We start from the raw sequence: 26498 nt of genomic DNA, 5'->3' as shown, positions 1-26498 counted from the left end.
CTGTTGCCGGGCGCTACCTCTGTCAGCCGGAAATGGGCATGACCCGGTTGCGCCCCAGCCTTTTGGCTTCGTACATCAGCTTGTCGGCAGCTTCAATCAGGGCGCGGCTGTCCATCTTTGGCTGCCACTGGGCAACACCAAAAGAGGCGCTGATATTATCGATGCGGGCGTCCCGGCGCCGGTCTTTCAGGGTGAGCTTTTCAACGCCGCGGCGAATGGCTTCAGCCAGCTGACGGGCGATCCGCAAATTGCTCCCTGGTACCAGCAGGGCGAACTCTTCGCCACCGTAACGATAACATTTCACTCCATCGCGGCAGGCATCGCACAGGCGTTTGCCGACAAGCTTCAGCACCTGATCCCCAAGCTGGTGGCCGTAGTTGTCGTTAAACGCCTTGAAGTGGTCAACGTCGCAGATGATAAGGCAGGTGCCGTCGGGGGCCTGTGATAGCAGCCCCGCCAGATCGGTATCGAAGGCGCGGCGGTTAAGGCAACCTGTGAGGGCATCGTAGAGCATGTCATGCTCGCTGGCGGCAAGCCGACTTTTAAGCGCATCGATTTCCTGCTGCGCCTTGGATAGCTGGCCAGTGAAATAGCTGGTGGAAGCGCGGATGGCGTCGGATTCCTTCACCAGGCTGCGCACCAACACCAGTACCTGCTCGAGGGTGAAACCTTCGTTTTCGATGCGGTTCAGTTTGGTGAAGTTGGCGTCGATTTTTTGCTGGAATTCAGTGGCATCGAGGTTGGTATCCTGCAACTGACTGGCCAAGTCGCTCGCCATCGCCTCAAGGTTCTGGCGCATATCGCGCACATCCAGCTCAATAGGATCGGCAATGTGCTCTCGGTATAGCAATTCTGAGGTTACCGGCGGGCAGGTTTGGTACTGACTGATGGCCTGGTTCATCGCCTGATTCAGGGCGGGCTGCTGCTCACCCACATAGGCATACCAGAGCGCATAATTGGTCGGTGTTGTGGGAATTTGATGCTTTAGCATCAAGGGCACAGCTTTCTTCAGACGGGTTGCGGCAGTTTGCATCAATACCCGGGCGCCGTCATCGGGTGTCTGTGGTTTGTCAGACATGGAGAGTTCTGCCGGAAATATAAAACAATATTTCAATCATAGCGTTATTGGATGCTGATTCAACTGCCAGCACCGTTTCTGGCAATAAAAAAGCACTCCCGGGAGTGCTTTAGATGACATATTCAGCAATTAAAACTTATAACTGACTGAAATCATTGGACCGACAAAACTGTAGTAGATGTTGTAGTCGGCGACCTTGATATTCTGGGCTGACTGGGTGATGTCCACATCAACTTTGTAGTAGTTGTAGGCCAGCGACAACTGCCAGCTGTCACCCAGATCGGCGCTGACACCGGCACGGATGTCGGTGAGTGAGCCTTTTAAATCGTCCAGTTTTATCTGGAAGTACTGGGCATGGCCGGTAAATTCCCAGCCGGGGAAAAATTCATAGCGGCCGATAATGCCGATATCCGGCAGCGGCGCAGTTACGTCATTTTCAACAATTTGCGGAATAGGGCGCTGACCACAGAGGTTTTCGTTCAGCTCAGTGGCCAGGCAGGCACCAATAGCACCTTCGAACATGGTTTTGATGAACATGGTGTGCAGGCCAATAGTGACACCCAGGGTGTAATCATTGCCTTCAAACACGTCGTAACCATAACCCAGACGCAGAATGTCGATATTCAGGGTGGTGTCGAGTTTGCCGCCGGCACGCACTTCGTAAACGGTATCGTCGATTTGGATCTGGAACGGACGGGCTACCGCGGTGGTTTCGGCGCTGCGGTGCAGGCGTTTCCAATCCAGGTACAGGTTGTGGCGGTTACCGAGGGTATATTCGAATTCAATGAAGGGCAGGAACTGATTTTCGGCCAGCTGCAGGTCGCTTTCAAAATCCAGACGAAAGTCTTCACCGACAATAGGATCGGTAACGTCGATGCTGGAGTCCGACTGAGAGTAGAAGCCACCGACCTTAATGGTCATGTCCTTGGCGAGCGAACACTGGCTGAATCCTGCCAGTGCGATACACAGTAGCGTTGCCGAAGCCCGCATGGTCGCTCCTGAAAATACAATGTTTATCGTTATAGTTTTGCTGTTACCCGGGTAGCGGATTGTTGGTTAATCATGGTGTTGGTTAACCCCGTTACCGTACCGGAGTTTAACCATAAATGTGCGATTTTGTGAAATATTTGTTTGCAATTTTTTGAATAAATTTGACCGGGAACAAAAAAGCACCCGAAAGGGTGCTTTTAGGCTTATTTTGCGTTGGGGTCTTCTTTGTTGAACATCCCCAAACGAATGCGGATAAAGTGCAGTATTTGCGAGGCAATATCCACCTGCAGGCAGGACTCCAGCCCTTCAAATCCGGGGGAGGAGTTGGCTTCACAAATTTTGTAGTGACCGTTGTCGAACAGCAGGTCAATCCCGGCCACATCCAAGTCGAGGATATTGGCGGTTTGGGTGGCAAGCCATTCGATTTCCGGCGTCACTTCAAAAGGCAGTGCAGCGCCACCGGCACTGACGTTGGCTTTGAAGCTGTCTTCGGCGGCGCGGCGCTCAAAGCAGCCCACCACCCGGCCACCAATGGTAAATACCCGCAGATCCCGGCCATGACTGTTGGCGATAAATTCCTGCAAAATGATGTTGGCGTTCTTGTTGGTTGCCTCAATCAGTTGCATCAAATCGTCAAATTCACGGGGTTTGTGGGATAAAAACACGCCGCTGCCCTGGGAGCCTGACAAGGTTTTAATCACCACGGGGAAACCCAGGTGGCTGTGCACCAGCTCAATGTCCACCGGGAATTTTACCAACATGGTTTTTGGGGTCGGCAGGTTCTTTTCTGCCAGCAGCTGCTGGGAAAACAGCTTATCTTTTACCGTTTCAATCGCCCGAGAGGAGTTAAGGCAGTACACCCCCAAACGCTCGAGGTGGCGGATAATCGCCAGCGCGAAGTAGGTGGTGCCGGAGCCCATACGGGGGATAATAAAATCGGGCAACTCCACAGGTTGCCCGTTGAGCAGGATACTCTTGTTGTCTTCCCGGGTGACGGTTAGATCAAACTCATCCGGGGCATAAACTTCCAGGTCTATGTTGTCGGCCTTGGCAGCCTGTAATAGACGTTCAATTTCATACAGTTCGGGTTTGAGCTGAGTCGCGGTTTCCTTATATAAAATCCAGCCGCGCATTCAGGTATTTGCCTCAAGCTTCATGGTGTTTCCTCGGGTTCCTCATCATCAGAAACCTCGTCATCGTCGATATCGTCGAGTTCAATTTCAGCCTCAGGCGCGTTGGCAGCGGCGTGAACCGTACCAACCACAGCATAAAAGGGTTTGCCCTGAGCCAGTTTGCAATACTTTAACCAGATCTGTTCCAGTAAGCTACTGGGAGCCTTATTAGTGCGCACAACATCAACAAACTGGGCCTCCTCCGCGGTGACCGGCGGGCGGCTGCCTTCCGCCAGCGCTTTCATGGCTTCGCCGTGGGTTTCCAATAGTTCTGCTTCTTTGTTGGTGAAATCACCGCAGCGACGAAACCCCTTGGGAAAATTGGCATCGTCAAAGAAGCGCTTTTTACTTTGAAAGCTGCTCTGGGCGCCTTGAGGGTGTCCCTGGTAGCTTTGGCTGGCAACTAACTGTTCTGACATTGTCTTTTCCTTGCAAAACACAAACGCTGATGGCGGTTATTACCCGAGCTGTGGGATAATTTGCAACTGGAGTATTGGCGAGTATCCTTGATTTAGGAATCAAAAAATTTTGGTCTTGATGGTCAAAGAAATTTTATGGACACAGATCTGCTGAAAACCTTTTTGGAAGTTTCACGTACCCGGCATTTTGGCAAGGCCGCCGAGAATCTCTATCTGACCCGCAGCGCGGTGAGTTTTCGGGTAAAACAGCTCGAAACCATCCTTGGGGTTGAGCTGTTTGAGCGTCAGCGCAATAACATCCAGCCCACTCCCGCAGGGGAGCGGATGCTGAATCATGCCGAAGCCGTGCTCACCGCCTGGGAGCGCGCCAAGCAGGATGTGTCGCTGAGCCGGTTGCAATCAACTCAGCTGACCATAGGCGCTGGCCCCAATATCTGGGATGCCTTCTTGCAGGGGAATTTACAGTCGCTGCACAAAGGCTTGCCCGGGGTGGCGCTCAGAACAGAAGTACTGCCGCAGAACGTGATGACCCGTCAGTTGATGGAACGCACCTTGGATATGGCTATCTCGTTCGACCCGCCGAAAATGGAGGATTACGAGCAGATCCGTGTTGGTGTGGTGCAGCTGCATCTGGTGACCAGCGAAGGCCCGATGACGTTAAAAGCGTGCCAGGAGCGGCATTACATCAAGGTGGATTGGGGCACGGCCTTTAATATTCTCCACGCTCAGGAGTTTGGCGAGCTGCCGCTGCCGGTGCTGCATACCAGTTCATCGCGAATAGCGCTGGATTTTGTACTCAATAACGGCGGCAGTGCCTTTTTACCGGATCATATGGTGCGGGCACTGCTGGAGAAGGGTGAACTGCACCGGGTAAGCGGCGCACGCTCGATTCAGCGTAACGTGTATGTGGTTTACTGGGCCCAAAATGACAGGCTCGCCCAAATTGAGCGAGCCGTGGGCTTTTTGGCGCAGAATGTCGACACCGAGTTCAGCGACGAGGATATGGCGCTGACTTCCTGAGGTGTTAGAATACCAAAGGCAGCAGCACCAGTGCCCAAACGATGGCGCACAGGGCAAGACTCATAAACACCGCAGCCGAGGCGATGTCCTTGGCCTGGCCGGAGAGGGGGTGGATTTCATCCCCAATTCGGTCAACCACGGCTTCCACGGCTGAATTCAACAGCTCAGTGATAAGCACAATAAAGACCGTCAGGATCATCAACAGCTTTTCTATCAGGCTAACATCAACCCACAGCGCAAATGGCACCATGATCAACGCCAGGATAAGCTCCTGACGAAAGGCGGCTTCGTGCACCCATGCCGACTTCAATCCCTTAAATGAAAAGCCTGTCGCGCGAATGATGCGCTTTACGCCATGATTATTGGCAGGTTTCATATCTCCCCCGAGTCTGGCCAGCGCCGCCCATCAAAGGCGGAAAAAACACCGGACCACAAAAAGTCGCCAGTATAAAGCAGCAGGGTTAAGAAAAACAGCGCCGCAGCAGGGCGAATTTGCGCAGCTATACTTGGCGTGGGACACAGTCACAGGGAGGTGCCATGAAACCCAGCAAACATCCTTGCCTTAGCCGTAGCCAAGGAGGCATTCAAACAAGGTTTACGCCAGCAAACGCTTTCTTCACGTTGTTACATTTTAACGGTGAATGCTTTAGGGCTGCGGCATATGCGTCCGTTATGCTCTGGGCAATGCTCACCTTCGCCGTGCTCTATTCAAACACGGCGATGGCCACAGCGGCTGAAAGTCCGCTTACTGCTGCCAGTCAGGCTCCGCTGCAACTGGCGTCGTCTTTACCCTTGCCCGCCGAGGAGGAGCTTGGGCGTTATTGGGTAAGTGAGAAACTTGATGGTATTCGTGGCCGATGGACCGGCAAGGCGCTGCTGACCCGAAATGGCAATCTGATTGCGGCGCCGGCCTGGTTTGTGGCCGACTTTCCCAGCGATCTGGTGCTCGATGGTGAGCTTTGGGGCGGCAGGGGCCGGTTTGAATGGACCAGCGGCGTAGTGCGCTCGTCGGGCCGAGAACAGGACTGGCGCGAACTGCGGTTTATGGTGTTTGATTCACCCATGGAAGGTATAAGTTTTTCCGAGCGGTTGAGCAGATTACAGCGAGTTTTGCCGAATAACAGCCCTTACATCGCGTTAATTGCGCAGCAGCGGTTTCAACGTCGGGCTGAGCTGCTCGCATTCTTCGAGACAGAAGTCGCGGCCGGAGCGGAGGGACTTATGCTTCATCGGGAAGATGCCCATTACCGTGATGGCAGAAATTCTTTGCTTATCAAACTTAAACCCCTTAACGATGCCGAGGGCGAAGTGATAGGCTATAAGCCCGGCCAGGGGGAGCTCAGTGGCCTGATGGGCTCGCTGAAACTGCGGCTCATAGACGGCAGTGAATTCTATTTGGGCAGCGGCTTTGATTTGGCTACCCGCCGTGACCCACCTGCGATAGGGAGCTGGGTCACCTTTCAATATCAGGGCCTCAGTGCCCGGGGGATCCCCAAAGGTGCACGCTTTGTGCGTGTACGGCCGCCGGAATAACAATAATCGTAAATTTCAACGAGGTATAAAGAAAACATGCAAAACAGCATAGCGTCAGTGTTGTTTGTCTGTATGGGAAATATTTGCCGTTCGCCATCGGCTGAAGCCGTGTTCAGGCAGCGGGCAGAGCGCGCAGGATTGGCGCTGGATATAGATTCGGCCGGCACCATTGCCTACCATCAGGGCGAAGCGCCGGACCCTCGTTCAGTCGCAGCGGGCGAACTGCGAGGCTATGACTTTTCAGGGATGCGGGCGCGCCAGGTGACAGATGAGGATTTCTCTCGTTTTGACCTCATCCTGGCGGCGGACAGGCAAAATCTGAAAGATTTGAAAAGCCGCTGCCCGGCAGAACACCAAGCTAAACTAAGACTGATTTTATCCTTTGGCAAAACCAGTACCCAGGAAGTGCCAGACCCTTACTACGGCGGCAAATCCGGCTTTGAGACTGTGTTGGATTTACTTGAGCAAAGCAGCGATGGGCTGATTGAAGCCATTCGCAGCGGCAAGCTCTAGCCCCAAATACGCCAAAGATGTAAGCCAGACAAGCAAGCCAAACAAGCAAAAAGGGCCATTCGGCCCTTTTTGCTCAACCAGCGGCGTAAGCGAGATTAATTATTGTGACGCTTGCCTGAACGGCGCAGTTTCTCGGCTTCTTGCTTGGCCTTTTTCTCGGCTTCCTTTTCGGCAAGAATGCGGGCAACTTCCAGCTTCTCGGCTTCTGCCATCTCCGGAGTTTCCAGCGTCAGCAGCCCCAGCTTGCCACTTCGAAACTCGTGCAGCAGCAGCTCAGATGCCTTGTGCAAATCCACGTAACCACCGCTTCTGAGCGCCCCCCGCTTGCGGCCAATGTCTTCCAGCAGCTCAACGTCGTCCTGCGACAGTTCATCGAGCTTGTAACGCTCTTTCAGCTCTTCTGGATAGGCATCACGGAAAAACGCGGCGGCAAAGAGCGCCACGTCCTCGTATTCCATGGCGGTATCTTTGATGGCGCCCGTGACCGCCAGACGGTAACTGCTGGCCTCGTTGTCTACCTTGGGCCACAGAATGCCGGGGGTGTCCGACAGCACTATGCCGTTTTTAAGGTTGATGCGCTGCTGCGCTTTGGTCACTGCAGGCTCGTTTCCGGTTTTGGCAATCACACGGCCGGCCAGGGTATTGATAATGGTGGACTTGCCCACGTTGGGGATCCCCATGATCATGGTGCGGATGTCTTTGTCGGCGCGGTCACGCTCCGGTACCAGTTTGCGAACCAGTTCTGGAATAACGGTTTTGAGGTGCCCTGGCTGCAAGGTGGTCACCGCCATGGCTTTCACCCCTTGCTCTTTTTCAAGGTGGGCTATCCAGGCTTCTGTGGTGGCCGGATCGGCAAGATCGCATTTATTCAGCAGCTTGATACAGGGCTTGTCACCGCGAAGTTTGGCAACCATGGGGTTTTCGCTGGAATAGGGAATGCGGGCGTCCAGCACCTCTATCACCAAATCGACCTGGGGCATGGCCTCGGCAATTTCTTTTTGTGCCTTGTGCATGTGTCCCGGATACCATTGAATCGCCATCGTTTAAATCCTGTTTGCCGCAACTTTGGGGCGCATATTCTAGCGCTTATGGCGCCAAGGCACAAAAAAAGCGTCCAAGGGACGCTTTTTACTTATTGGGAGACTCAGATCACGCCAAGCTCGCGCAGACGCTCCATCAGGTAGCTGTCGGCGGTATAGCGCTCAGACAGCACCACATCCGGACGCGGGTGCAGGAACAGTGGCAGCGAAATCCGCGACTTGGTTTTATCCATGCCTTCAGGGTTAATTACCCGGTGAGAGGTTGACGGGAAGTAACCGCCGGAAGCTTCCTGCAACATATCACCGATGTTGATGATAAGGTTGCCAAAATCAGAAGGTACATCAAGCCAGGTACCGTCTTTTGCCTTCACCTGCAAGCCTGGCTCGTTGGCGGCAGGCAGCACAGTGATAAGGTTGATATCTTCGTGGGCAGCGGCGCGGATAGCGCCTGGCTCTTCACTGCCGGTCATCGGCGGGTAGTGCAGCACACGAAGCAGCGTTTTATGACTGTTTTCAATCATCTTTGGCAAAGGCTCGTTAAACAGCGCTTTGACATCGTCCGGGCTGTGCTCTTCAATCCAGCCCAGCAGCTCGGCCGCCAGGGCATTGGCGTTATCGTAGTAGGCCAGGATCTTGTCGCGCAGGCTGTCAGGAATACGACCCCAGGGATAGACGTGGTAGTACTCCTTGATGTCTTTAACGCTGTGACCCTTAGCGGTTTCAGAGACTTCAGCCGGGAAGAAGCCATCCTGAGTTTCCGGTTTGAACAGGAAGGCGTCCTTGTCGCCTTCTTTGAAGAAGGCATACCACTGGGCGTAGATGTCTTCCACCAGAGACTGCTGGATAGGATGGTTAGAGAGCACACCAAAGCCGGTTTCCCGCAATGAGGCCACAAATTTTGCCGCGGCGTCGGGCGCGCGGTAATCGATAGTTTCCAATTTCATGATATGTTTTCTTTTTTGTTGTTGGTTTAACCCCGGGCGAGAGTCTAGTGAAGGAATGGTCCGGGTGCAAATTTTGTGATCTTGCTCGCACGGCGTTCTGCCGACTCAAAGGGGCAATAAACCAGCAACAGCGCATCAATGAAATAAATTGGCGGCCCGGCAGGTCTTTTGCCCGGGTTAACCACAACTGAGGAGTTGTCATGAGAACACTGACCGACTTTGAAAAATATGTCATCGAAGAGAAGGGCACAGAACGGCCTTTCAGCGGCGAGTATTATCGCCACGATGCGCCGGGAGTGTATTGCTGTAAGAAGTGTGACGCTCCGCTGTACCTGTCTGAGCATAAGTTCCCGGCACACTGCGGCTGGCCTGCGTTTGATGATGAAATCCCGGGCGCGGTAACCCGTCATATGGATGCTGACGGCAGGCGTACTGAAATTGTCTGCTCCGGCTGTGGCGGCCATTTGGGGCACGTATTTGAAGGCGAATACCTGACCGAGAAAAACCTGCGCCACTGCGTCAACTCGGTATCCATGGTGTTTAAAAGCCGCGAAGAGTCAGAGAAAGGAGACGATGCCATGAATAACACAAACTCTGCTTTTACCACCTTTGGAGCTGGCTGCTTTTGGTGTGTGGAAGCTATCTTCTCGGCCCTGAATGGCGTTATCAGTGTTAAGCCGGGCTATGCCGGTGGCAATGCCGCCGATGCCGATTATAAGAAAGTGTGCGGGGGTGGTACTGGCCATGCGGAAGTGGTGCATATTGAGTATCAGCCCGAGCTTGTGAGCTTTGAGACGCTGCTGGAAGTCTTCTTCCAAAGCCATGACCCAACCACGCTGAATCGTCAGGGCAATGATGTGGGTACCCAATACCGGTCTGTGGTATTTGCCCACAATGAAGCTCAGGCAGAGGCGGCAGCCAAGGCTATTAAGGCGCTGACGGACGCAGGCGCGTTCAGCGATCCGATTGTCACCGAAGTGGTTGCCTTCGATGAGTTTTATCCCGCTGAGGATTATCACCACGACTACTTTGCCCGTAACGGCGAGCAAAGGTACTGCGCTTTGGTGGTCAAGCCCAAGGTGGAGAAGTTTAAGAAGGCGTTCGCGTCACTGCTTAAATAGCCGCCTCGCTGCGCTGTCAGCCTTGAACAAAAACAAAAGCAAAAACAAAAAAGCGGCCTTCGGGCCGCTTTTTCATTGGGAGTAAAACCCCACTAATCGAGCTTGTCGTCGGCAACCCGGTAGTGCGGGTCTTCCATTAAATTCACTTCCACCAGATCGCCGGCCTTCGCCAGCAGCGCTTTACAGTCTTCACTGAGGTGCACCAGATGCAGGGTCTTGCCCTGGGCGTTGTAACGCTCAGCCAGGGTATCGATGGCATCCAGCGCCGAGTGGTCAGCAACCCGTGACTGGCCGAAGTCCACTATCACGTCTTTGGGGTCGTTGTTGGCATCGAAAAGCTCAAGGAAGTGCGACACAGAGCCAAAGAACAGCGGCCCGGTGAGATGGTAAACCTTACTGCCATTGGCATTGATTTCGGTGCGGGCACTGATGTGTTTGGCATGCTCCCAGGCAAATACCAGCGCTGAGACAATTACGCCCACAAACACGGCGACAGCCAGATCGGTAAACACGGTCACAGTGGTCACCAGCACAATCACAAAGGCATCGTGCTTTGGCACCTTGCGCATCACTTTAAAGCTTGCCCATTCAAAGGTGCCGAGGACCACCATAAACATCACCCCGACCAGTGCGGCCAGTGGGATGATTTCGATAAAGGCAGCGCCAAACAGAATAAAGGCCAGCAGTGCCAGCGCGGCGGTGATCCCCGACAGACGACCACGGCCGCCGGAATTGATGTTAATCATCGACTGACCAATCATGGCGCAGCCACCCATGGCGCCGAAGAAGCCGCTGGTGATGTTGCCCACGCCCTGACCGACACATTCCTTGTTGCCGCGGCCACGGGTGCCGGTCATTTCATCGAGTACAGTCAGCGTCAGCAGCGATTCAATCAAGCCAACGGCTGCCAGAATAACCGAGTAGGGCAGGATGATTTGTAAGGTTTCCCAGGTAAAGGGCACTTCTGGTATGGCAAAGGTTGGCAGCGAACCTGCGATAGTGGCGTTGTCATCGCCACTCATGGTTTTGAGGAAGTCGACCACGGTGCGGGTATTGAGCTCAAAAAACACCACCAGGCCGGTCACCGTCAGAATGGCAGCCAGAGAGGATGGAATGGCGGTGGTAATTTTGGGCAGGAAATGAATAATCGCCATGGTCAGCGCTACCAGACCCAGCATCAGATACAGGCCGTCGCCGGTTAGCCAAGTGAGCTCGCCATTGTCGCCGGGCACCTTGAATTGCCCCAGCTGCGCCAGGAAAATCACAATCGCCAGACCATTCACAAAGCCAATCATGACCGGATAAGGCACGATGCGGATAAATTTACCCAGCTTAAATATCCCGGCGGCCACCTGCAGCAAACCCGCCAGCACCACGGCGGCAAACAGATACTGCACCCCATGGGTGGCAACCAGCGCCACCATCACCACGGCCATGGCGCCTGTTGCGCCGGAAATCATGCCTGGGCGACCACCAATCACGGCAGTAACCAGGCCCATGATAAAGGCGGCATAAAGACCAACCATAGGCTCCACTCCGGCAACAAAGGCGAAGGCAACAGCCTCTGGAACCAGTGCCAGGGCTACAGTGAGTCCTGACAGGAGATCCGCCTTGTGGCTGGCGGTTTTGTGACGAATAAGCTCGAACATGGATCCTCTGTAACGAGTGTGATTTGGTTAACAAATAAAGCCGCGCAGTCTAACAAAATTCACCGGGTGATTGAACCCGAAAGCCAGGTTTTTCTCGTAGGAAATAGCGGGGCTTTATGGGCAAGTTAAGCAGAAAATGGCGGCGCCTGTGGTTTTAAAGGCAAACAAAAAGCCGCGCTATTGCGCGGCTTTTTTCTTACAGCTCAGAGCTTATGGGCGAGCCATATCTGAGCCAGCACTGTTGCTGCTTTGGACCTTGGCGCTGCTGGCTTCGGCGGCATCGTACTCACGACCCTTAGGAGTCGCTACCTGTTCGCGGGCCTCAACGGTTGGCTTGGTCATCTCAGAGTTGACCATGCTGCCGAAGCGGCTGCCGGCAGGGCGGGCCGGTGCGGCGGGCGCTTTGCTCACGGCGATGTCAGCCGCGGGCTTTTCAACCGGCTTGGCACGGGCTGGCATCACTGCAGCGGGTTTAGCCATTGGGGCTGCGGAAGTTACTTTGTCTGCAGCTTTTGGTTCAGTGGCTTTTGGCTCAGTGGTTTTGGGTTCAGTGGATGTAGCTTCAACAGCGGCTTCGACAACCTGAGCTTCCACAACTTGTGTGTCAATCGCCTTTGCTTCAACCGCTTTTTCAACCACAGTCTCTACCGGAGCAGCAACTGGCGCTTCGGCAACAGGAGCACTTTCACTAACCTCAGCCGCGGCCTCTACCGGCGCGGCGGCAACTTCGGCTTCGGCTACAGGGGCTTTGGTAACTTCAGCCTCGGCAACTGGGGCTTCTGCTTTAGGGGTATCGTTAACGATTACCACATCGGCAGTTTCTTCAGCCTTTTCGAGCACGCTTTCCTGAGTAACGGCTTCAGCTACCGCTTCTTGAGCTACTGCTTCCTGAGTAACTGACTCTTCAGTTACTGGGGCGGCCGGTGCATCGGCCTGTGGCAGATCCAGTTCGGCCTGAGTCAACTCAGTACCTTCGGCACCGGTTTGCTGCTCCTGCTCGTCACGGCGACGGCGCTGACCAGCAGCACGCAGATGGCGTGGGCTGCGGCGGCTGCGACGCTGACCGTCACGACCATCGCGGCGTGGCTTGTCTTCGCCTTCAACGTCATCAGCAGAATCGTCCTGAACTTCATCGGCAACGATTGCTTCTGCGTCAGCTGCCTTTACGTCTGCTTTGGCTGCCAGGTCGCTGGCGGCTTCTGCCGGGGCGGCATCCTGAGCTTCTACTGCGTCAGCGGCTTCGCTGGCGTCTGCGTTTTCAACCTTGTCTTCAGCCTTTGGCTTACGGCTTTGACGACGGCCACGGCTTGGTTTGTCATCGGCTTTGGCTTCGGTCTTGTCGGCAGCGGTGGATTCAACAGCCACTTCGGTCTGGGCTGCAGTCGCGGCCAGAGCTTCGTCGGCTTCAACGGTGTTAGCAGCGACTTCAGTGGCGCTACCGTCATCGAGACGAACCTTGCGGCGCATGTTGCGGCGCTGACGACGCTCACGAACCACTTCCTGTTTTGGCTCCAGCGCTTCATCGGCGGCTACAGCTTCAACGGCTTCTGGTTTTTCACGCTTGGGCGCGCGTTCACGTCTTGGCTTTTCTTCACGGGCCTTGTCACGGGCTGGCTTGTCGGCAGCTGCTTGTTCAGGCTTGTTGCGATCACGGCGATTTTTGTTGTCGCTGCGGCGCTTGTCGCCATCTTCACGGCGGCTGTCGTCACGGCGATCACCACGGCGGTTACGGCTGCGGGTATTTTGCGGACGGCCTGACTTGGCCGCTGGCTTTTTCTCGCTTTCCTGCTCTTCGCTGCCACCAAACAGAGAACCAATGGCGGCAAACAGGCGGGCAAAGAAACCTGGCTTGGCTTCTTCTTTGGCCTTTTCTTCTTTAACAGCAGGCTTGGCAACCGGTGCACTTTCAGTTGGGGCAGAGAAGCCCTTCAGCACTGGCTCAGGCGCCTGTGCGCGCTCAAGCTTACGTGGCTCGTACAGCTTGGCTTCAGGCTTTTCCACACGCTTGTAGCTGGCTTCTTCGATTTCATCGTCCTTGCGATGACGAATAACCTTGTACTCTGGGGTCATCATGTGCGGATCCGGGATCACGTACACTTCAACCTCGTGGCGCTGCTCGATGATACGAATGGCTTTACGCTTTTCGTTCAGCAGGAAGGCGGCCACATCCACAGGCACAATGGCTTCAACCTGAGAGGTGTTGTCCTTGATGGCTTCTTCTTCCATCAGACGCAGGATAGACAGTGCCAGCGACTCGGTACCACGGATGGTGCCCTGACCATGACAGCGTGGGCAGATGTGGGCGGCAGACTCTTCCAGTGAAGGGCGCAGACGCTGACGGGACATTTCCATCAGACCAAAGCGGCTGATGCGGCCCAGCTGTACGCGGGCACGGTCCTGATGCACCGCATCACGCAGACGGTTTTCCACTTCGCGCTGATGGCGAACCGGTGTCATGTCGATAAAGTCGATAACAATCAGACCACCGAGGTCACGAAGACGCAGCTGGCGGGCGATTTCATCGGCGGCTTCCAGGTTGGTGTTCAGTGCGGTTTCTTCGATATCGCCGCCCTTGGTGGCACGGGCAGAGTTGATATCGATTGAGGTCATGGCTTCAGTTGGGTCGATAACAATCGAGCCGCCGGAAGGCAGACGCACTTCACGCTGGAAGGCAGATTCAATTTGCGATTCAATCTGATAGTGGGTGAACAGTGGCACTTCGGCCTTGTACTGTTTCACGCGCTCAACAAAGTCAGGACGAACGGTAGCAATGTGCTGCTTGGCCTGTTCGTAAATTTTTGGATGGTCAATCAGGATTTCGCCAACATCGCGGCGCAGATAGTCGCGAATGGCACGTACTATGACGTTGCTTTCCTGATGGATAAGCAGCGGAGCAGGGTGCGCTTCAGAGGCTTCTTTGATGGCGTCCCAGTGACGCAGCAGCACTTTAAGGTCCCACTGCAGCTCGGCGGCATCTTTGCCCACACCGGCGGTACGCACAATCAGGCCCATGCCGTTTGGTACTTCCAGATCGGCCATGGCTTCTTTGAGTTCGGTGCGCTCATCGCCCTCGATACGGCGGGAAATACCACCGGCACGTGGGTTGTTTGGCATCAGCACCAGGTAAGAGCCCGCCAGGCTGATAAAGGTGGTCAGGGCTGCGCCCTTGTTGCCACGTTCTTCTTTATCAATCTGAACAATCACTTCCTGACCTTCGCTCACCACCTCTTTGATGTTGGGGCGGCCCTGGAAGGAATAACCTTTGGGGAAGTATTCGCGGGCGATTTCTTTAAGGGGCAGGAAGCCATGACGCTCGGCACCGTAATCTACGAAAGCGGCTTCGAGAGAGGGTTCTACGCGGGTGATTTTACCCTTGTAGATGTTGGCTTTTTTCTGTTCGTGACCTGGGCTTTCAATATCCAAATCATAGAGTTGTTGCCCATCAACTAGGGCAACGCGCAACTCTTCAGATTGAGTTGCGTTAATCAGCATACGTTTCATGGTGACGTCATTCTTCTTTAAATGGGTCACCGGGGTCTGAGTGGTGCATTCCGGGCCTGATCTTCACTACACCGTCTCACGACGGGTTATCAGGCAGGTGGGAGCGCATTGCTGTAAGACGCAATCACTGCGTGTCGCTTCCGATTTATGGCTTATTTTTCAATGATTACAAAAACAAGGAATTCGTTGTTAAACGTCAACCAACCCCATAAATTCTTTAAATTACTTCCGTGAATGCCTAAACCGACTCAATTCATCCGGTGACTGGTTTCAGTCAAAAATTCGATTCAGGGGTGTTTTCCACAGGAAACCATATGAAAATGGCGGTGTATTGGATTTAACCTGTCATGCTTGCCAAAAACGTGGCGCTTACTCAGACGATGGTTTGCAACTCAATGAATTGCGATCCTTCAACCGTTAATTTTACTCTTGTGGGAACACCGAGCGGACGCTGGTTTTGTGAACACTTTATCCACGGTTAATCCCCGTCCGCGATTGGAATATAGCAACAATCAAAATTTTCGGCAATGCAAAGCCACATTTAGCGTGACTTTGATGTACAATGCGCTGCGTTCCAGCCAGACGGTTTACCATGAATAAAGACACTTCCCCAACCCAGGTTCAGTTTATCAGCATCGACGAAGACGGTGCCGGTCAGCGTATTGATAATTTCCTGCTTGCCAGGCTCAAGGGCGTGCCCAAGAGCATGATTTACCGCATCGTCCGTAAAGGCGAGGTGCGGGTAAACAAAAAGCGGGTCAAGCCCGAGTACAAATTGGAAGCGGGTGATGAGGTGCGGGTGCCGCCGGTACGTGTGGCCGAAAAAGATTACCGCACTGCACCATCGGCCAACCTTAACCGGGTGGCGCAGCTGGAAGAACGCATTCTGTTTGAAGACAAGCACATCATAGTGCTGAACAAACCTGCCGGTATTGCCGTGCATGGTGGCAGCGGTGTGGATTACGGGGTGATTGAATCCCTGCGAGCCTTGCGACCCACCTGCAAATTTATGGAACTGGTGCACCGGCTTGACCGTGATACCAGCGGCGTGCTGCTGATTGCGAAAAAGCGCAAGGCGCTGCGTCATCTGCACGAGCAGCTCAGACAAAAGACTATGCACAAGCAATATCAGGCGCTGGTGCGTGGTCAGTGGCAGGAGCATGACCGTGTGGTCAAGGCGCCGCTGCTCAAGATCACTCTCAAATCCGGTGAGCGCATAGTCAGGGTCAACAGCGAAGGCAAGCCCAGTGAGACCCGCTTTAAGGTACTCGGCCGCTTTGAGGGTGCCACCCTGGTGGAGGCAAGCCCGGTGACCGGGCGTACCCACCAGATCCGGGTTCATTGTCAGTATCAGGGCCATCCTATTGCCTGTGATGAAAAATACAGTGAGCAGAAGTTTGATGACAGCATGCGTGCCAAGGGCCTTAGCCGCCTGTTTTTGCACGCGGCTCAGCTGACCTTCACCCATCCGGATACTGAAGTGGAAATGTCAGTGCAGGCACCGCTCGATGACGAGCTGGTTAATCTGCTCAGCAATTTGGAGACACTCAAATAATGCAGAAATTCGACCTGATTATTTTCGACTGGGATGGCACCCTGATGAATTCCATCGGAAAAATCGTCGACTGCATGCAGGCGCTGGCGAGGGAACTCGAGATTGCAGTTCCCTCAGAAAAAGCAGTGCGGGATGTGATTGGCCTGTCGATGCCGGAGGCCATGCGCGCTTTGTTCCCCAATGAGTCGGATGCTACCCGGCACAGCTGGATTGATAAGTACCGTGCCCACTATCTGATTTTCAACGCCACGCCGAGCCCACTATACGAGGGTGTGCCTGAGCTGCTTACCGAGCTTCAAGGCCGGGGCAAGCAGCTTGCTATTGCCACCGGCAAGGCCAGGGCCGGGTTAAACCGCATCCTCGAGGAAACCGGTCTTGGGCCGCGATTCCATGCCAGCCGCTGCGCCGATGAAACCCAAAGTAAGCCCCACCCACAAATGTTGCATGAACTGCTGGCTGAGCTGGATGTGGCTCCGGAGCGAGCGGTGATGATTGGCGATTCGGCGTTCGATTTGCAGATGGCGAATAACGCCGGTATGTCGTCCATTGGGGTGGATTACGGCACCCATGACAGACAAACTCTGCTGGCGGCATCTCCTCTTGCTATCGTTTCAAACCCCTTGGCACTGCTGGACCATCTTTGATGCCGGATAGCCTATTGCGCCATGGCAGCTTTTGCGGCGCAGAGCTGAATTGAGTGAAATCGAGTAAAACGAAATTGAGTTGAGCGAAATTAAGCTGAGTGAAGTTGAGGTGAGCTGAATTCAGCGGCAAAACCGGTTCAATTAAACAAGCCGACACTAAGTTGTCGGCTTTTTCTTATCTGAAATACGACAGGTTTGTAGGTTGTTACTGAGGGTGCGTGCCCCAAAAGGCGTCGCGCTCAAAGGCCGCCACTGATTTGCAGCAAGCCGTTATCCGCGAGCTTTTATTCGCTAACTGTTTTTTATTGGGTAGAACAGAGTTATTGGGTAGAACAGAGTTATTGGGTAGAACAGAGTGATTGGGTAGAACAGAATGCTATCGAGGCGCTTGGGTGTTGTTTTACCGATTAACGGGCCTGGCGATCCAGACTCGTTTTGGCGAGGTCGATTTCTTTTTCTACCCGGGCGAGTTCATCGTCAATGCTGTCCAGTGGATTCAGGCACAGACAGGCGCCGCTATAGGCTTTGAGCTGATAACTTTTGCCATCGACCCTGATGGGCTGCCCAAGGCGGCTTAAAAGCCGGTCTTCCAGATGCGACAGCTGGCTTATCAGCGCTTCCTGCTGCAGAACCTGGGCATCGTCTTCACTGCCAAAGCACACCAGCACCACAAACTCATCGCCGGCGATACGGGTCACCAGATCGTCACCGCTGACATCCCCTGCCAGCCGCTTGGCCACTATGGTTAACACTTCATCGGCTCTGGTGCGTCCAAGTTCGTGATTGATAGACGAGAAGTCGCTGATATCCAGATAAATCAGCCCAAATGGCACCTTGGCCTGTTTCATCGCTTCCATATGCTGGATGAGGGTATCGCGGTTGGCGACACCGGTCAGCGGATCGTGGGCGTCCAGATAGGCGCGCTGGGCTTCGGCTTCCCGAATGGCCGTTATATCGTGGGCCGAGATAATCACCCCGGTGATGTCACCGTTTTCATTGATGTAAGGGTTATGGTGCACGCTCACGAATACCGGCGGCTGAGGAGAGGGTGGATATATCCAGTGCTGGGTGTGCAGCACTTCTCCGGCAAGCGCCCTGTCAATCAAAGGCTTGATATGTGCATCAAAGGTTTCTTCGCCGTGAAGTTCGGCCACCAGTTTTCCTTCAAGCTCGCTGGCAGCTCTACCAAAGGTGATTTCATAGCCGCTCGACACCACCTGATAACGGTAGTCGGTATCCACAAAGGACATCATATGGCGGGTGGCTCGTATCATTTCCTTATGCAGGTTAAGCTGGCGTGACACCAGCAGACGCCGATACTCAACACCAATGCGCTGTGCCAGCAGGCGGAAAAACTCCCGCGACTTGGTGTTTTCTTCCTGGGGCAGGGGATCCATTACCAGAATATGGCCAAGGGGCTCGCCGTTATCTGCCAATATCAGCTCACCCTGATAGCTTTGGGCGCCTATTTGGTGCACCAGACCAAATTCAGGGAAACTTTTTTGCAGATCTCGGGCAAACAGAATGTGGGTGGCAGATTTCTGCCGATAGAGTTTTTCACAGGGGCTGTGGTCGATGGGAAAGCTGAAGCCGGGCAACAGCTGTTTATTGTCACAAAACCAGAGAATGTCGATGTGGGACATATCGGCGGAAGGTCGGCCAAAGGCTGCCCAGCGGCATTGGGTTACCAACGCCAGCGCCTTCAGGGCTCGCTGAAAGAAACGATCATCTGTGCAGGGTGCTGCCAGTAACGCCAACGCTTCTTCGATATCCGTCATGGTGATCCATTTCCTGCTCTGGCCTCCGTGCCGTGAAGTGATTTCCCTATGTTAATTACATGTTGCCCAAAAGATCCATTTGTGACAACTGCAGGCTAGCAAATTTTAATTGGTCGCGCGTACGCAATACGGATGTAACTGCTTGTAATTGGGTTTTCTTTAGTTGGATCCTCTGTATTAAGGCTAGCACTTTTTGGCAAGTAAGACAGGGAAGCCTGCGCTGATCAGCAGTTCATTCAGGGCAATCAGTGGCAGGCCAACCAAGGTATTGGGGTCGCGGCCTTCCAGGCGCTCAAAAAGACAAATCCCCAGGCCTTCAGATTTAAAGCTGCCTGCACACCAAAGTGGCTGCTCGGCCTTAACGTAAGCAATGATTTCATCGTCAGTAAGGTCACGAAAATGCACGGTAAATGGCTCAACCAATGCCTGGGTGCGTTTGGTGAGTCCATCATACAGCGCCAGTGCCGTATAAAAGGTGATGGCTTTACCGCGCTGTGCTTTTAACTGGGCGATGGCGTTATCTTCCGTTAGCGGTTTCCCGACGATTTGGCCATCAATCAGCGCCACCTGATCGGAGCCGATAATGAGCGCATCGGCAGGGGACTGGGCAATCAGTGCTTCGGCTTTGGCGATAGCGAGTCGTTCGGTCAATTGCAGTGCCGATTCCCCCGCCAACGGTGTTTCATCGACATCAGGCGCATGGGCAGAAAAGGGCAGGCCAAATTTTTCAAGCAGTGTTTTGCGCGATGAAGAGGAGGATGCCAGTACCAGAGGCCGCATGGGCTGGGCTGTTGCCAAAGGCGCAGATTGGGTTTGGTTTGAACACTTTTTCGGTGCAACTGACGGCTGTTGCGGTTTGGCGACAGACTCTGATTGTTTGGCAGGCATGGGCGCGATTATTCTATAGTGATATCGGGAGTGGCATTGTCGCTAACCGTGCTCGGCGGGACAAGGCTGCGGCCGATTTTTATTCACCGTTTTACCCATAGCTGCAGATGGCTTTACAAGCGCTTCTATTTTAGCCGACAGGCGCTTGTGCAGTCCGGGGGGCTTGGGTAGAATTTTGCCTCCGTCAATTTCACTGCTGGCGTCAGGGCGAAAGTGAGATCCCGATAGTGGATTTTACCCTAAAATTCCTTTGACTCCGGCGTGTTGAAGCTATAATATGCGCGCCTTATGCAAACAGTAAAGATACCGGTTTCGATCGATCCGATCCGTGCTGCGGCAAATCGCCTGAGTTATCAGGGGATTGTACCCAGCAAGGTGTTAAAACGATTGAGAGAATTGACAGCCGGCGACTGTTCCGATGTGACAGTGTCGTTGGAATGTGGTGTTGATTTACAGGGGATAGTCTACCTGAAAGGGACGGCTGTGACGGAGCTCACTCTGTTATGTCAACGTTGCATGACACTTTATACCACTGAGGTTACGGTCGACTTTTGCTTCAGTCCTTGCCGGACAGAAGCAGAAATCGATGAGCTCCCGGATGCGTATGACCCTATTGAGTGCGATGAAATTGGCGAAGTACGTCTGCAGCAACTGGTCGAAGACGAGTTGATTTTGGCCATGCCTTTGATCCCGGCGCATCAGAATGATGATTGCAACCAGGGTTCCCAGGACATAGTCGTAGGCGAGATTGAAGCCGCTCAAGAGGAGCGTCCAAATCCGTTTGCAGTGTTAGAAAAACTGAAGAGCAAGTAATCCAGGAGACAGACAAATGGCTGTACAACAGAACAAAAAATCTCGTTCAAAGCGCGGTATGCGCCGTTCACATGACGCTCTGAGCACTGCTCAGCTGTCTGTAGACGCTACCAGCGGTGAACTGCACCTGCGTCACAACGTAACCGCTGACGGTTACTATCGTGGTAAGAAGGTTATCAACAAGTAATTGTTGAACCGCTTATGACGAATCTGACGCTTGCGTTGGATGCGATGGGGGGCGATTACGGCCCCCAAGTCACGGTGCCTGCGGCTGTGCAGGCACTACGACTTCACTCCAAGCTGTCACTGATCCTCGTTGGTGACGAACAACAGCTATCTCCTCTCCTCGCTCAGGCAGACTTCCTGCCAAGTGATCGTATCTCCATTGTGCATACCACCGAAGTGGTGCGTATGGACGATAAGCCTGCTACTGCCTTAAGAAAAGCCAAAAACAGCTCCATGCGTCTTGCCATTGAATTGGTGCGCGATGGCAAAGCCGATGCCTGCGTCAGCGCCGGTAACACAGGCGCGCTGATGGCCATGGCCAAAGTCATTTTAAAGACCTTGCCCGGTGTCGATAGACCGGCGCTGGTAAGCTGCCTGCCCGCGGTGAGCGGCAAGCCGGTTTACCTGCTTGACCTTGGCGCCAACGTGCAATGCGACTATGACACCCTGTTCCAGTTTGCGGTGATGGGCACAGTATTGTGCGAAGCCGTGGAAAAAATTCCCCGTCCCAAGGTGGCGCTGCTCAACGTGGGCATTGAGGAATTTAAGGGTAATGGCGATGTTCAGCAGGCTGCACAGCTATTGCAGCATACTCCTCAAATCAACTATGCCGGCTTTGTCGAAGGCGATGAAATCTACACTGGAAAAGTGGATGTCATCGTTTGTGACGGCTTTGTGGGCAACATCACGCTAAAAACCTCAGAAGGCATTGCCAGACTGCTGGTTCATCAATTAAAACAAGGCCTGACACAAGGATTCATGGTTCGGCTGCTCGCCCGCATGCTGGCGCCCCGTATACAGAAAGTGCTCAGTCAGATGAACCCCGACCACTATAACGGAGCAAGTCTGTTAGGATTGCGCGGGATAGTGGTAAAGAGCCACGGGAACGCAGACGAACACGCCTATATACAAGCAATTAGTCTTGCCTACACCGAGGCCAAACGTCGACTGCCCGAGATGATTAAAGATCGCCTCGAGTCGATTCTTTTAGATATCAATAGCTGATTTCTCCTTAAACTATGCATACAAAAATTCTTGGAACTGGCAGCTATCTGCCGGCTCAGGTGCGTAGCAATCAGGATCTGGAAAAAATGGTGGAAACCAGTGACCAGTGGATTGTTGAACGCACAGGTATTTCGGAACGCCGCATCGCTGCCATGGACGAGACTGTATCTACCATGGGTTACCAGGCCGCATTGAAAGCCCTCGAGATGGCGGGTATTCAAGCCGAAGAACTGGACATGATTGTCTGTGGTACCACCAGCGCGGCCAATGCGTTTCCGGCTGCAGCCTGTGAAATTCAGGCGCTGCTGGGCGTACACACCATTCCAGCCTTCGACGTTGCTGCAGCTTGCTCCGGTTTCGTTTACGCGCTGTCGGTTGCCGATCAGTTTGTGAAAACCGGCGCCGCCAAAAAGGTGCTGGTCATCGGTGCCGATGTGTTGTCGCGTCTGTGTGAGCCGGAAGACCGTACCACCATTATTCTGTTCGGCGATGGCGCCGGTGCCGCCGTTGTGGGTGCCAGTGAAGAGCCGGGCATCATCAATACCCATATTTACGCCGATGGTCGTCAGGGCGATTTGCTAAAATGCGCATTCCCGCCGCGTTTGGGTGAGTCCTCAGAAGCCGTGGGCTTTATGCAGATGAAGGGCAACGATGTGTTTAAGGTTGCCGTGACTCAGCTGTCCCATGTGGTGGAAGAAACCCTGCGTCTGAACAATGTGCAGAAGTCAGAGATTGACTGGCTGGTTCCCCATCAGGCGAATTTCCGCATCATCAACGCGACCGCCAAAAAGCTCGATATGAGCCTGGATAAGGTCGTACTGACACTGGCCAAACACGGTAATACTTCTGCAGCATCTGTGCCGATTGCACTGGATGAAGCGGTGCGTGATGGCCGAATCCAGCGCGGCCAGTTGCTGCTGCTCGAAGCCTTCGGTGCCGGTTTTGCCTGGGGCAGTGCGCTGGTGCGCTTCTAAATCCGTCAGGATTTCTGCTAGGCTTTTTACGCTTTTACTCAAAAAGGTTTAATAACAATGGATAAATTTGCCTTTGTATTTCCAGGGCAGGGCTCGCAGGCCGTTGGCATGTTGGCCGATCTTGCTGCCGAATTTCCTGTGGTAACTGATACATTTGCCGAGGCGAGTGCCGCCCTTGGTTACGATCTGTGGGCGCTGGTGCAGGATGGCCCCGCCGAGCAGCTCAATCAAACCCAAAAGACCCAGCCTGCGCTGCTGACAGCCAGCGTGGCTATTTGGCGCGCTTACCAGGCCAGCGGCAAGCCGCAGCCTGCCGTGCTCGCCGGTCACAGCCTGGGCGAATACTCAGCGCTGGTGTGCGCCGGTGTTATCCAGTTTGCCGACGCGGTGAAGCTGGTTGAGCTGCGTGGTCAGCTGATGCAGGCTGCCGTGCCTGAGGGCACTGGTGCCATGTACGCCATTATTGGTCTGGATAACGATGCCATCGCTGCTGCCTGCGCCGAGTCTGCTCAGGGCGAAGTGGTGAGCCCGGTTAACTTCAACAGCCCAGGTCAGGTGGTGATTGCCGGTAATAAAGATGCCGTTGAGCGCGCTGCCGCGGCCTGTAAGGCCGCAGGCGCTAAAATGGCAGTGGCACTGCCAGTGAGCGTGCCATCCCACTGCAGCCTGATGAAAGGCGCGGCCGATAAGCTCGCCGATGCCCTGGCTGCCATCGAATTCAGCGCGCCTGCCATTCCAGTTATCAATAACGTGGATGTGCAGGCGCCAACCGACGTAGCCGCTATCCGCGATGCGCTGGTGCGCCAGCTTTACTGCCCGGTTCGCTGGACCGAAACTGTTGAAGCCATGGCTGCCGACGGTATTACCCATCTGGTGGAGTGTGGCCCAGGCAAGGTGCTGACCGGTCTGGCTAAGCGCATCAACAAATCTGTTTCTGCACAAGCGGTTAATGACGTAGCAAGCTTCGCTGCGCTGACCGAATAAAGGAGTTTTCCATGTCTGTATCTTTGGATCTGACCGGCAAGATAGCCCTGGTTACCGGCGCCAGCCGCGGTATTGGTAAAGCCATCGCCGTGACCCTGGCCGAAGCCGGCGCCACTGTTGTGGGTACTGCCACCAGTGAGAAGGGCGCCGCTGCCATTTCCGATTATCTGGGTGACAAGGGTTTTGGACTGGTACTTAACGTAACCAGCAGCGAATCCGTCGCCGAAATGTTTACCGCGATCAAAGAAAAAGCAGGGGATGTTGATATTCTGGTCAACAATGCCGGGATCACCCGTGACAACCTGCTGATGCGCATGAAAGATGACGAGTGGGAAGAAATCATCGATACCAACCTCACGTCACTGTACCGCCTGTCCAAGCCGGTGATGCGCAGCATGATGAAAAAGCGTCATGGTCGTATCATCAGCATTGGCTCAGTGGTGGGTACCATGGGTAACGCCGGTCAGGTAAACTACTCAGCCGCAAAAGCCGGTTTGATTGGATTTACAAAATCTCTCGCCAGAGAGGTTGCATCTCGTCAAATTACGGTTAATGCTATTGCTCCTGGATTTATCCAGACTGACATGACCGACGAGCTGACGCCTGAGCAGCAGCAAGGCATCATGTCACAGGTGCCGATGGAAAGATTGGGGCAGGCGCAGGAAATCGCCAATGCCGTCCTGTTCTTGGCCTCGGACGCTGCCGCTTACATCACGGGTGAAACCCTGCATGTAAACGGCGGAATGTACATGGTTTAAGGGCGAATGGCAGGGAACTGTCGCGTTTGGGTAGTGAGTGGCTGATTAGCTTTGATTTTCGTGGTTAGACCACAAAATCGGGGCTTGCAATGTCAGCCAGATCGAATAAACTACTCGCAATCTTACGCAAGTGCGTAATTTGAATAGGAAAGAAAACTAATGAGCAACATCGAAGAACGTGTAAAGAAAATCATCGTTGAGCAACTGGGCGTTAAAGAAGAAGACGTTAAACCATCTGCCTCTTTCGTAGACGATCTGGGTGCCGATTCTCTGGACACTGTTGAGTTGGTAATGGCTCTGGAAGAAGAGTTTGACACCGAGATCCCTGATGAGGAAGCCGAGAAGATCACCACTGTTCAGGCAGCGATCGACTACGTTTCCAAGAATCAGTAATACTGAATTCCAGAAAACAGGCGGCTTATAAGGCCGCCTGTTTTTGTTTGGGCGCCGGAATTTTCCGCTGGTTGTACCAGCCTCCTTTTGGATTGCCATCTGGCACAATCCGGCGCAATTTGGGCTTCTAGCCTCAAATACAGTTATAAAAGGTGACTCCTGTGACAAAACGTCGCGTAGTGATAACCGGTCTGGGACTGGTAACCCCGGTCGGTAATGATGTTGATTCCACCTGGAAGGCGCTGCTCGCCGGTCAGAGTGGTGTGGCGCCCATCACCAAGTTTGACGCCAGTGAATTTGCGACCCGTTTCAGCGCGTCGGTAAAAGACTTCGACGTCGAGCAGTATCTGTCCAAAAAAGACGCCCGCAAGATGGACCTCTTTATCCAATATGGCATGGCCGCGGGTATTCAGGCCATTCGTGACGCTGGTCTCGACATGGAAAAAGAAGACCCTACCCGCGTGGGTACCGCCATCGGTGCCGGTATGGGCGGTATGTGGCTGATTGAAGCCGGTCACTCTGCGCTGATGGCCGGTGGCCCGCGCAAGATTTCCCCCTTCTTTGTTCCCAGCACCATCATCAACATGATTGCCGGTCACCTGTCCATCATGTACGGCATGCGCGGCCCCAACTTTGCCGTGACCACTGCCTGTACCACAGGTGTACACAACATAGGTTTCGCCGCCCGCTCTATCGCCTACGGCGATGCCGACGTAATGGTAGCCGGTGGCGCCGAAGACGTGACCTGCCCGCTGGGCGTGGGTGGCTTTAACGCCGCCAAGGCACTGTCGACCCGTAATGATGACCCACAAGCAGCCAGCCGCCCATGGGATCGTGACCGCGATGGTTTTGTGATTGGTGACGGCGCTGGTGTACTTGTGATGGAAGAGTACGAGCACGCCAAGGCCCGCGGTGCCAAGATTTACGCCGAACTGGTTGGTTTTGGTATGAGCGGTGACGCATTCCACATGACCTCACCACCAGAAGACGGTGCCGGCGCCGCGCTGGCTATGACCAATGCCCTCAAAGACAGCGGCCTCGCCCTGGAGTCCATTGGTTACATCAACGCCCACGGCACCTCAACCCCAGCCGGTGACAAGGCTGAAGCAGCCGCAGTGAAGTCGGTGTTTGGCGACCACGCCTACAAGTTGATGGTCAGCTCAACCAAGTCGATGACTGGTCACTTGCTCGGTGCGGCTGGTGCAGTGGAAGCCATTTTCACCATTCTGGCGCTGAAAGACGGCGCCGTACCGCCTACCATCAACCTGGATAACCCGGATGAAGGCTGCGATCTTGACTTCGTGCCCCACGAGGCGCGTCAGACCAGCTTCGAGTATGCCCTGTGTAACTCGTTCGGTTTCGGTGGTACCAACGGCTCTTTGCTGCTGAAAAAGATGTGAACAGGTAGTTTCACTGGCTGATGAAGGCGCTGGGACATATCGTTCCGGCGCCTTTTCTTTTTGTCGGTGCATTCACGCGCTCGCGCTTTTGGCGTAAGCTT

25 protein-coding genes are annotated in these 26498 nt (G+C 54.1%); 14 read left to right on the top strand and 11 right to left on the bottom strand.

The window, feature by feature from the left end:
* Nucleotides 1-22 precede the first annotated feature (22 nt).
* The 4 genes from STH12_RS08430 to STH12_RS08415 form a co-directional block, all read right to left on the bottom strand.
* Complete coding sequence (locus STH12_RS08430; RefSeq protein ID WP_126167139.1) at nucleotides 23-1078, bottom strand: GGDEF domain-containing protein; 1056 nt, start codon at nucleotides 1076-1078, stop codon at nucleotides 23-25.
* A gap of 129 nt (nucleotides 1079-1207) precedes the next feature.
* A complete protein-coding gene (locus STH12_RS08425; protein WP_126167138.1) occupies nucleotides 1208-2068 on the bottom strand; it encodes a hypothetical protein in 861 nt (286 codons plus the stop codon).
* A 203-nt stretch (nucleotides 2069-2271) separates the two neighbouring features.
* Nucleotides 2272-3201: an ATP-grasp domain-containing protein gene (locus tag STH12_RS08420; protein ID WP_126167137.1), complete on the bottom strand. Its 930-nt coding sequence runs from the start codon at nucleotides 3199-3201 to the stop codon at nucleotides 2272-2274.
* A 20-nt stretch (nucleotides 3202-3221) separates the two neighbouring features.
* The gene (locus tag STH12_RS08415; protein ID WP_126167136.1) at nucleotides 3222-3659 is read right to left on the bottom strand and encodes a MaoP family protein; all 438 of its coding nucleotides are present in this window, start codon (nucleotides 3657-3659) and stop codon (nucleotides 3222-3224) included.
* 135 nt (nucleotides 3660-3794) lie between these two features.
* Between STH12_RS08415 and hdfR the strand changes: the two genes are divergently transcribed.
* Nucleotides 3795-4679 carry an HTH-type transcriptional regulator HdfR gene (gene hdfR / locus STH12_RS08410; RefSeq protein WP_126167135.1) on the top strand — a complete coding sequence of 295 codons (885 nt, stop codon included), beginning with the start codon at nucleotides 3795-3797 and terminating at the stop codon, nucleotides 4677-4679.
* A 4-nt stretch (nucleotides 4680-4683) separates the two neighbouring features.
* Here hdfR and STH12_RS08405 read toward each other — a convergent pair whose 3' ends face one another.
* On the bottom strand, nucleotides 4684-5055 hold the full coding sequence (locus tag STH12_RS08405; RefSeq protein ID WP_126167134.1) for a diacylglycerol kinase: 372 nt from the start codon (nucleotides 5053-5055) through the stop codon (nucleotides 4684-4686).
* 296 nt (nucleotides 5056-5351) lie between these two features.
* On the opposite strand from STH12_RS08405, the gene STH12_RS08400 reads away from it, so the two are divergent.
* Together STH12_RS08400 and STH12_RS08395 are read left to right on the top strand one after the other, a co-directional pair.
* Entirely contained in the window at nucleotides 5352-6212 is an 861-nt protein-coding gene (locus tag STH12_RS08400; protein WP_164551168.1) for a DNA ligase, read from the top strand.
* Nucleotides 6213-6248: 36 nt separating this feature from the next.
* Complete coding sequence (locus STH12_RS08395) at nucleotides 6249-6725, top strand: low molecular weight protein-tyrosine-phosphatase (protein ID WP_126167132.1); 477 nt, start codon at nucleotides 6249-6251, stop codon at nucleotides 6723-6725.
* Between the two features lie 95 nt (nucleotides 6726-6820).
* Here STH12_RS08395 and ylqF read toward each other — a convergent pair whose 3' ends face one another.
* Both ylqF and STH12_RS08385 read right to left on the bottom strand, forming a co-directional pair.
* Entirely contained in the window at nucleotides 6821-7765 is a 945-nt protein-coding gene (ylqF, locus tag STH12_RS08390; protein ID WP_126167131.1) for a ribosome biogenesis GTPase YlqF, read from the bottom strand.
* Between the two features lie 104 nt (nucleotides 7766-7869).
* The gene (locus STH12_RS08385) at nucleotides 7870-8709 is read right to left on the bottom strand and encodes an isopenicillin N synthase family dioxygenase (protein ID WP_126167130.1); all 840 of its coding nucleotides are present in this window, start codon (nucleotides 8707-8709) and stop codon (nucleotides 7870-7872) included.
* Nucleotides 8710-8909: 200 nt separating this feature from the next.
* On the opposite strand from STH12_RS08385, the gene STH12_RS08380 reads away from it, so the two are divergent.
* Nucleotides 8910-9830, top strand: a complete 921-nt coding sequence (locus tag STH12_RS08380) for a bifunctional methionine sulfoxide reductase B/A protein (RefSeq protein WP_126167129.1) — start codon at nucleotides 8910-8912, stop codon at nucleotides 9828-9830.
* 92 nt (nucleotides 9831-9922) lie between these two features.
* Here STH12_RS08380 and STH12_RS08375 read toward each other — a convergent pair whose 3' ends face one another.
* Both STH12_RS08375 and rne read right to left on the bottom strand, forming a co-directional pair.
* The gene (locus tag STH12_RS08375; protein ID WP_126167128.1) at nucleotides 9923-11479 is read right to left on the bottom strand and encodes a SulP family inorganic anion transporter; all 1557 of its coding nucleotides are present in this window, start codon (nucleotides 11477-11479) and stop codon (nucleotides 9923-9925) included.
* A 210-nt stretch (nucleotides 11480-11689) separates the two neighbouring features.
* Nucleotides 11690-14980: a ribonuclease E gene (gene rne, locus STH12_RS08370; RefSeq protein WP_126167127.1), complete on the bottom strand. Its 3291-nt coding sequence runs from the start codon at nucleotides 14978-14980 to the stop codon at nucleotides 11690-11692.
* A gap of 592 nt (nucleotides 14981-15572) precedes the next feature.
* Here rne and rluC point away from each other — a divergent pair.
* A complete protein-coding gene (rluC, locus tag STH12_RS08365) occupies nucleotides 15573-16535 on the top strand; it encodes a 23S rRNA pseudouridine(955/2504/2580) synthase RluC (RefSeq protein ID WP_126167126.1) in 963 nt (320 codons plus the stop codon).
* Nucleotides 16535-17179, top strand: a complete 645-nt coding sequence (locus STH12_RS08360) for an HAD-IIIA family hydrolase (RefSeq protein WP_126167125.1) — start codon at nucleotides 16535-16537, stop codon at nucleotides 17177-17179. Before rluC ends, STH12_RS08360 begins: the two co-directional genes overlap by 1 nt.
* A gap of 407 nt (nucleotides 17180-17586) precedes the next feature.
* On the opposite strand, the gene STH12_RS08355 is transcribed toward STH12_RS08360, so the two are convergent.
* Together STH12_RS08355 and STH12_RS08350 are read right to left on the bottom strand one after the other, a co-directional pair.
* On the bottom strand, nucleotides 17587-18957 hold the full coding sequence (locus tag STH12_RS08355; protein WP_126167124.1) for a GGDEF domain-containing protein: 1371 nt from the start codon (nucleotides 18955-18957) through the stop codon (nucleotides 17587-17589).
* A 183-nt stretch (nucleotides 18958-19140) separates the two neighbouring features.
* Entirely contained in the window at nucleotides 19141-19737 is a 597-nt protein-coding gene (locus tag STH12_RS08350) for a Maf family protein (RefSeq protein ID WP_126167123.1), read from the bottom strand.
* A gap of 396 nt (nucleotides 19738-20133) precedes the next feature.
* On the opposite strand from STH12_RS08350, the gene yceD reads away from it, so the two are divergent.
* The 8 genes from yceD to fabF all read left to right on the top strand — a co-directional run bounded on the left by yceD (nucleotide 20134) and on the right by fabF (nucleotide 26397).
* Nucleotides 20134-20658 (top strand): 23S rRNA accumulation protein YceD, encoded by a 525-nt coding sequence (yceD, locus tag STH12_RS08345; RefSeq protein ID WP_126167122.1) that lies wholly within the window; start codon nucleotides 20134-20136, stop codon nucleotides 20656-20658.
* A 16-nt stretch (nucleotides 20659-20674) separates the two neighbouring features.
* A complete protein-coding gene (gene rpmF / locus STH12_RS08340) occupies nucleotides 20675-20845 on the top strand; it encodes a 50S ribosomal protein L32 (RefSeq protein ID WP_011760097.1) in 171 nt (56 codons plus the stop codon).
* Between the two features lie 14 nt (nucleotides 20846-20859).
* Nucleotides 20860-21888, top strand: coding sequence for a phosphate acyltransferase PlsX (gene plsX, locus STH12_RS08335; RefSeq protein ID WP_126167121.1), 1029 nt, complete (start codon nucleotides 20860-20862; stop codon nucleotides 21886-21888).
* Between the two features lie 14 nt (nucleotides 21889-21902).
* Complete coding sequence (locus STH12_RS08330) at nucleotides 21903-22862, top strand: beta-ketoacyl-ACP synthase III (protein ID WP_126167120.1); 960 nt, start codon at nucleotides 21903-21905, stop codon at nucleotides 22860-22862.
* Between the two features lie 57 nt (nucleotides 22863-22919).
* Nucleotides 22920-23846, top strand: a complete 927-nt coding sequence (fabD, locus tag STH12_RS08325) for an ACP S-malonyltransferase (protein ID WP_126167119.1) — start codon at nucleotides 22920-22922, stop codon at nucleotides 23844-23846.
* A gap of 11 nt (nucleotides 23847-23857) precedes the next feature.
* On the top strand, nucleotides 23858-24604 hold the full coding sequence (gene fabG / locus STH12_RS08320; protein WP_126167118.1) for a 3-oxoacyl-ACP reductase FabG: 747 nt from the start codon (nucleotides 23858-23860) through the stop codon (nucleotides 24602-24604).
* A 159-nt stretch (nucleotides 24605-24763) separates the two neighbouring features.
* Nucleotides 24764-24997, top strand: coding sequence for an acyl carrier protein (acpP, locus tag STH12_RS08315; RefSeq protein ID WP_011760092.1), 234 nt, complete (start codon nucleotides 24764-24766; stop codon nucleotides 24995-24997).
* 161 nt (nucleotides 24998-25158) lie between these two features.
* Complete coding sequence (gene fabF / locus STH12_RS08310) at nucleotides 25159-26397, top strand: beta-ketoacyl-ACP synthase II (protein WP_126167117.1); 1239 nt, start codon at nucleotides 25159-25161, stop codon at nucleotides 26395-26397.
* The last annotated feature ends 101 nt before the right edge of the window (nucleotides 26398-26498 follow it).

The sequence above is a fragment of the Shewanella khirikhana genome (assembly GCF_003957745.1).
Taxonomy (GTDB): Bacteria; Pseudomonadota; Gammaproteobacteria; order Enterobacterales; family Shewanellaceae; genus Shewanella; species Shewanella khirikhana.
Note: the sequence above shows the minus strand (reverse complement) of the source record. Positions and strands in the feature narration are given on the sequence as shown.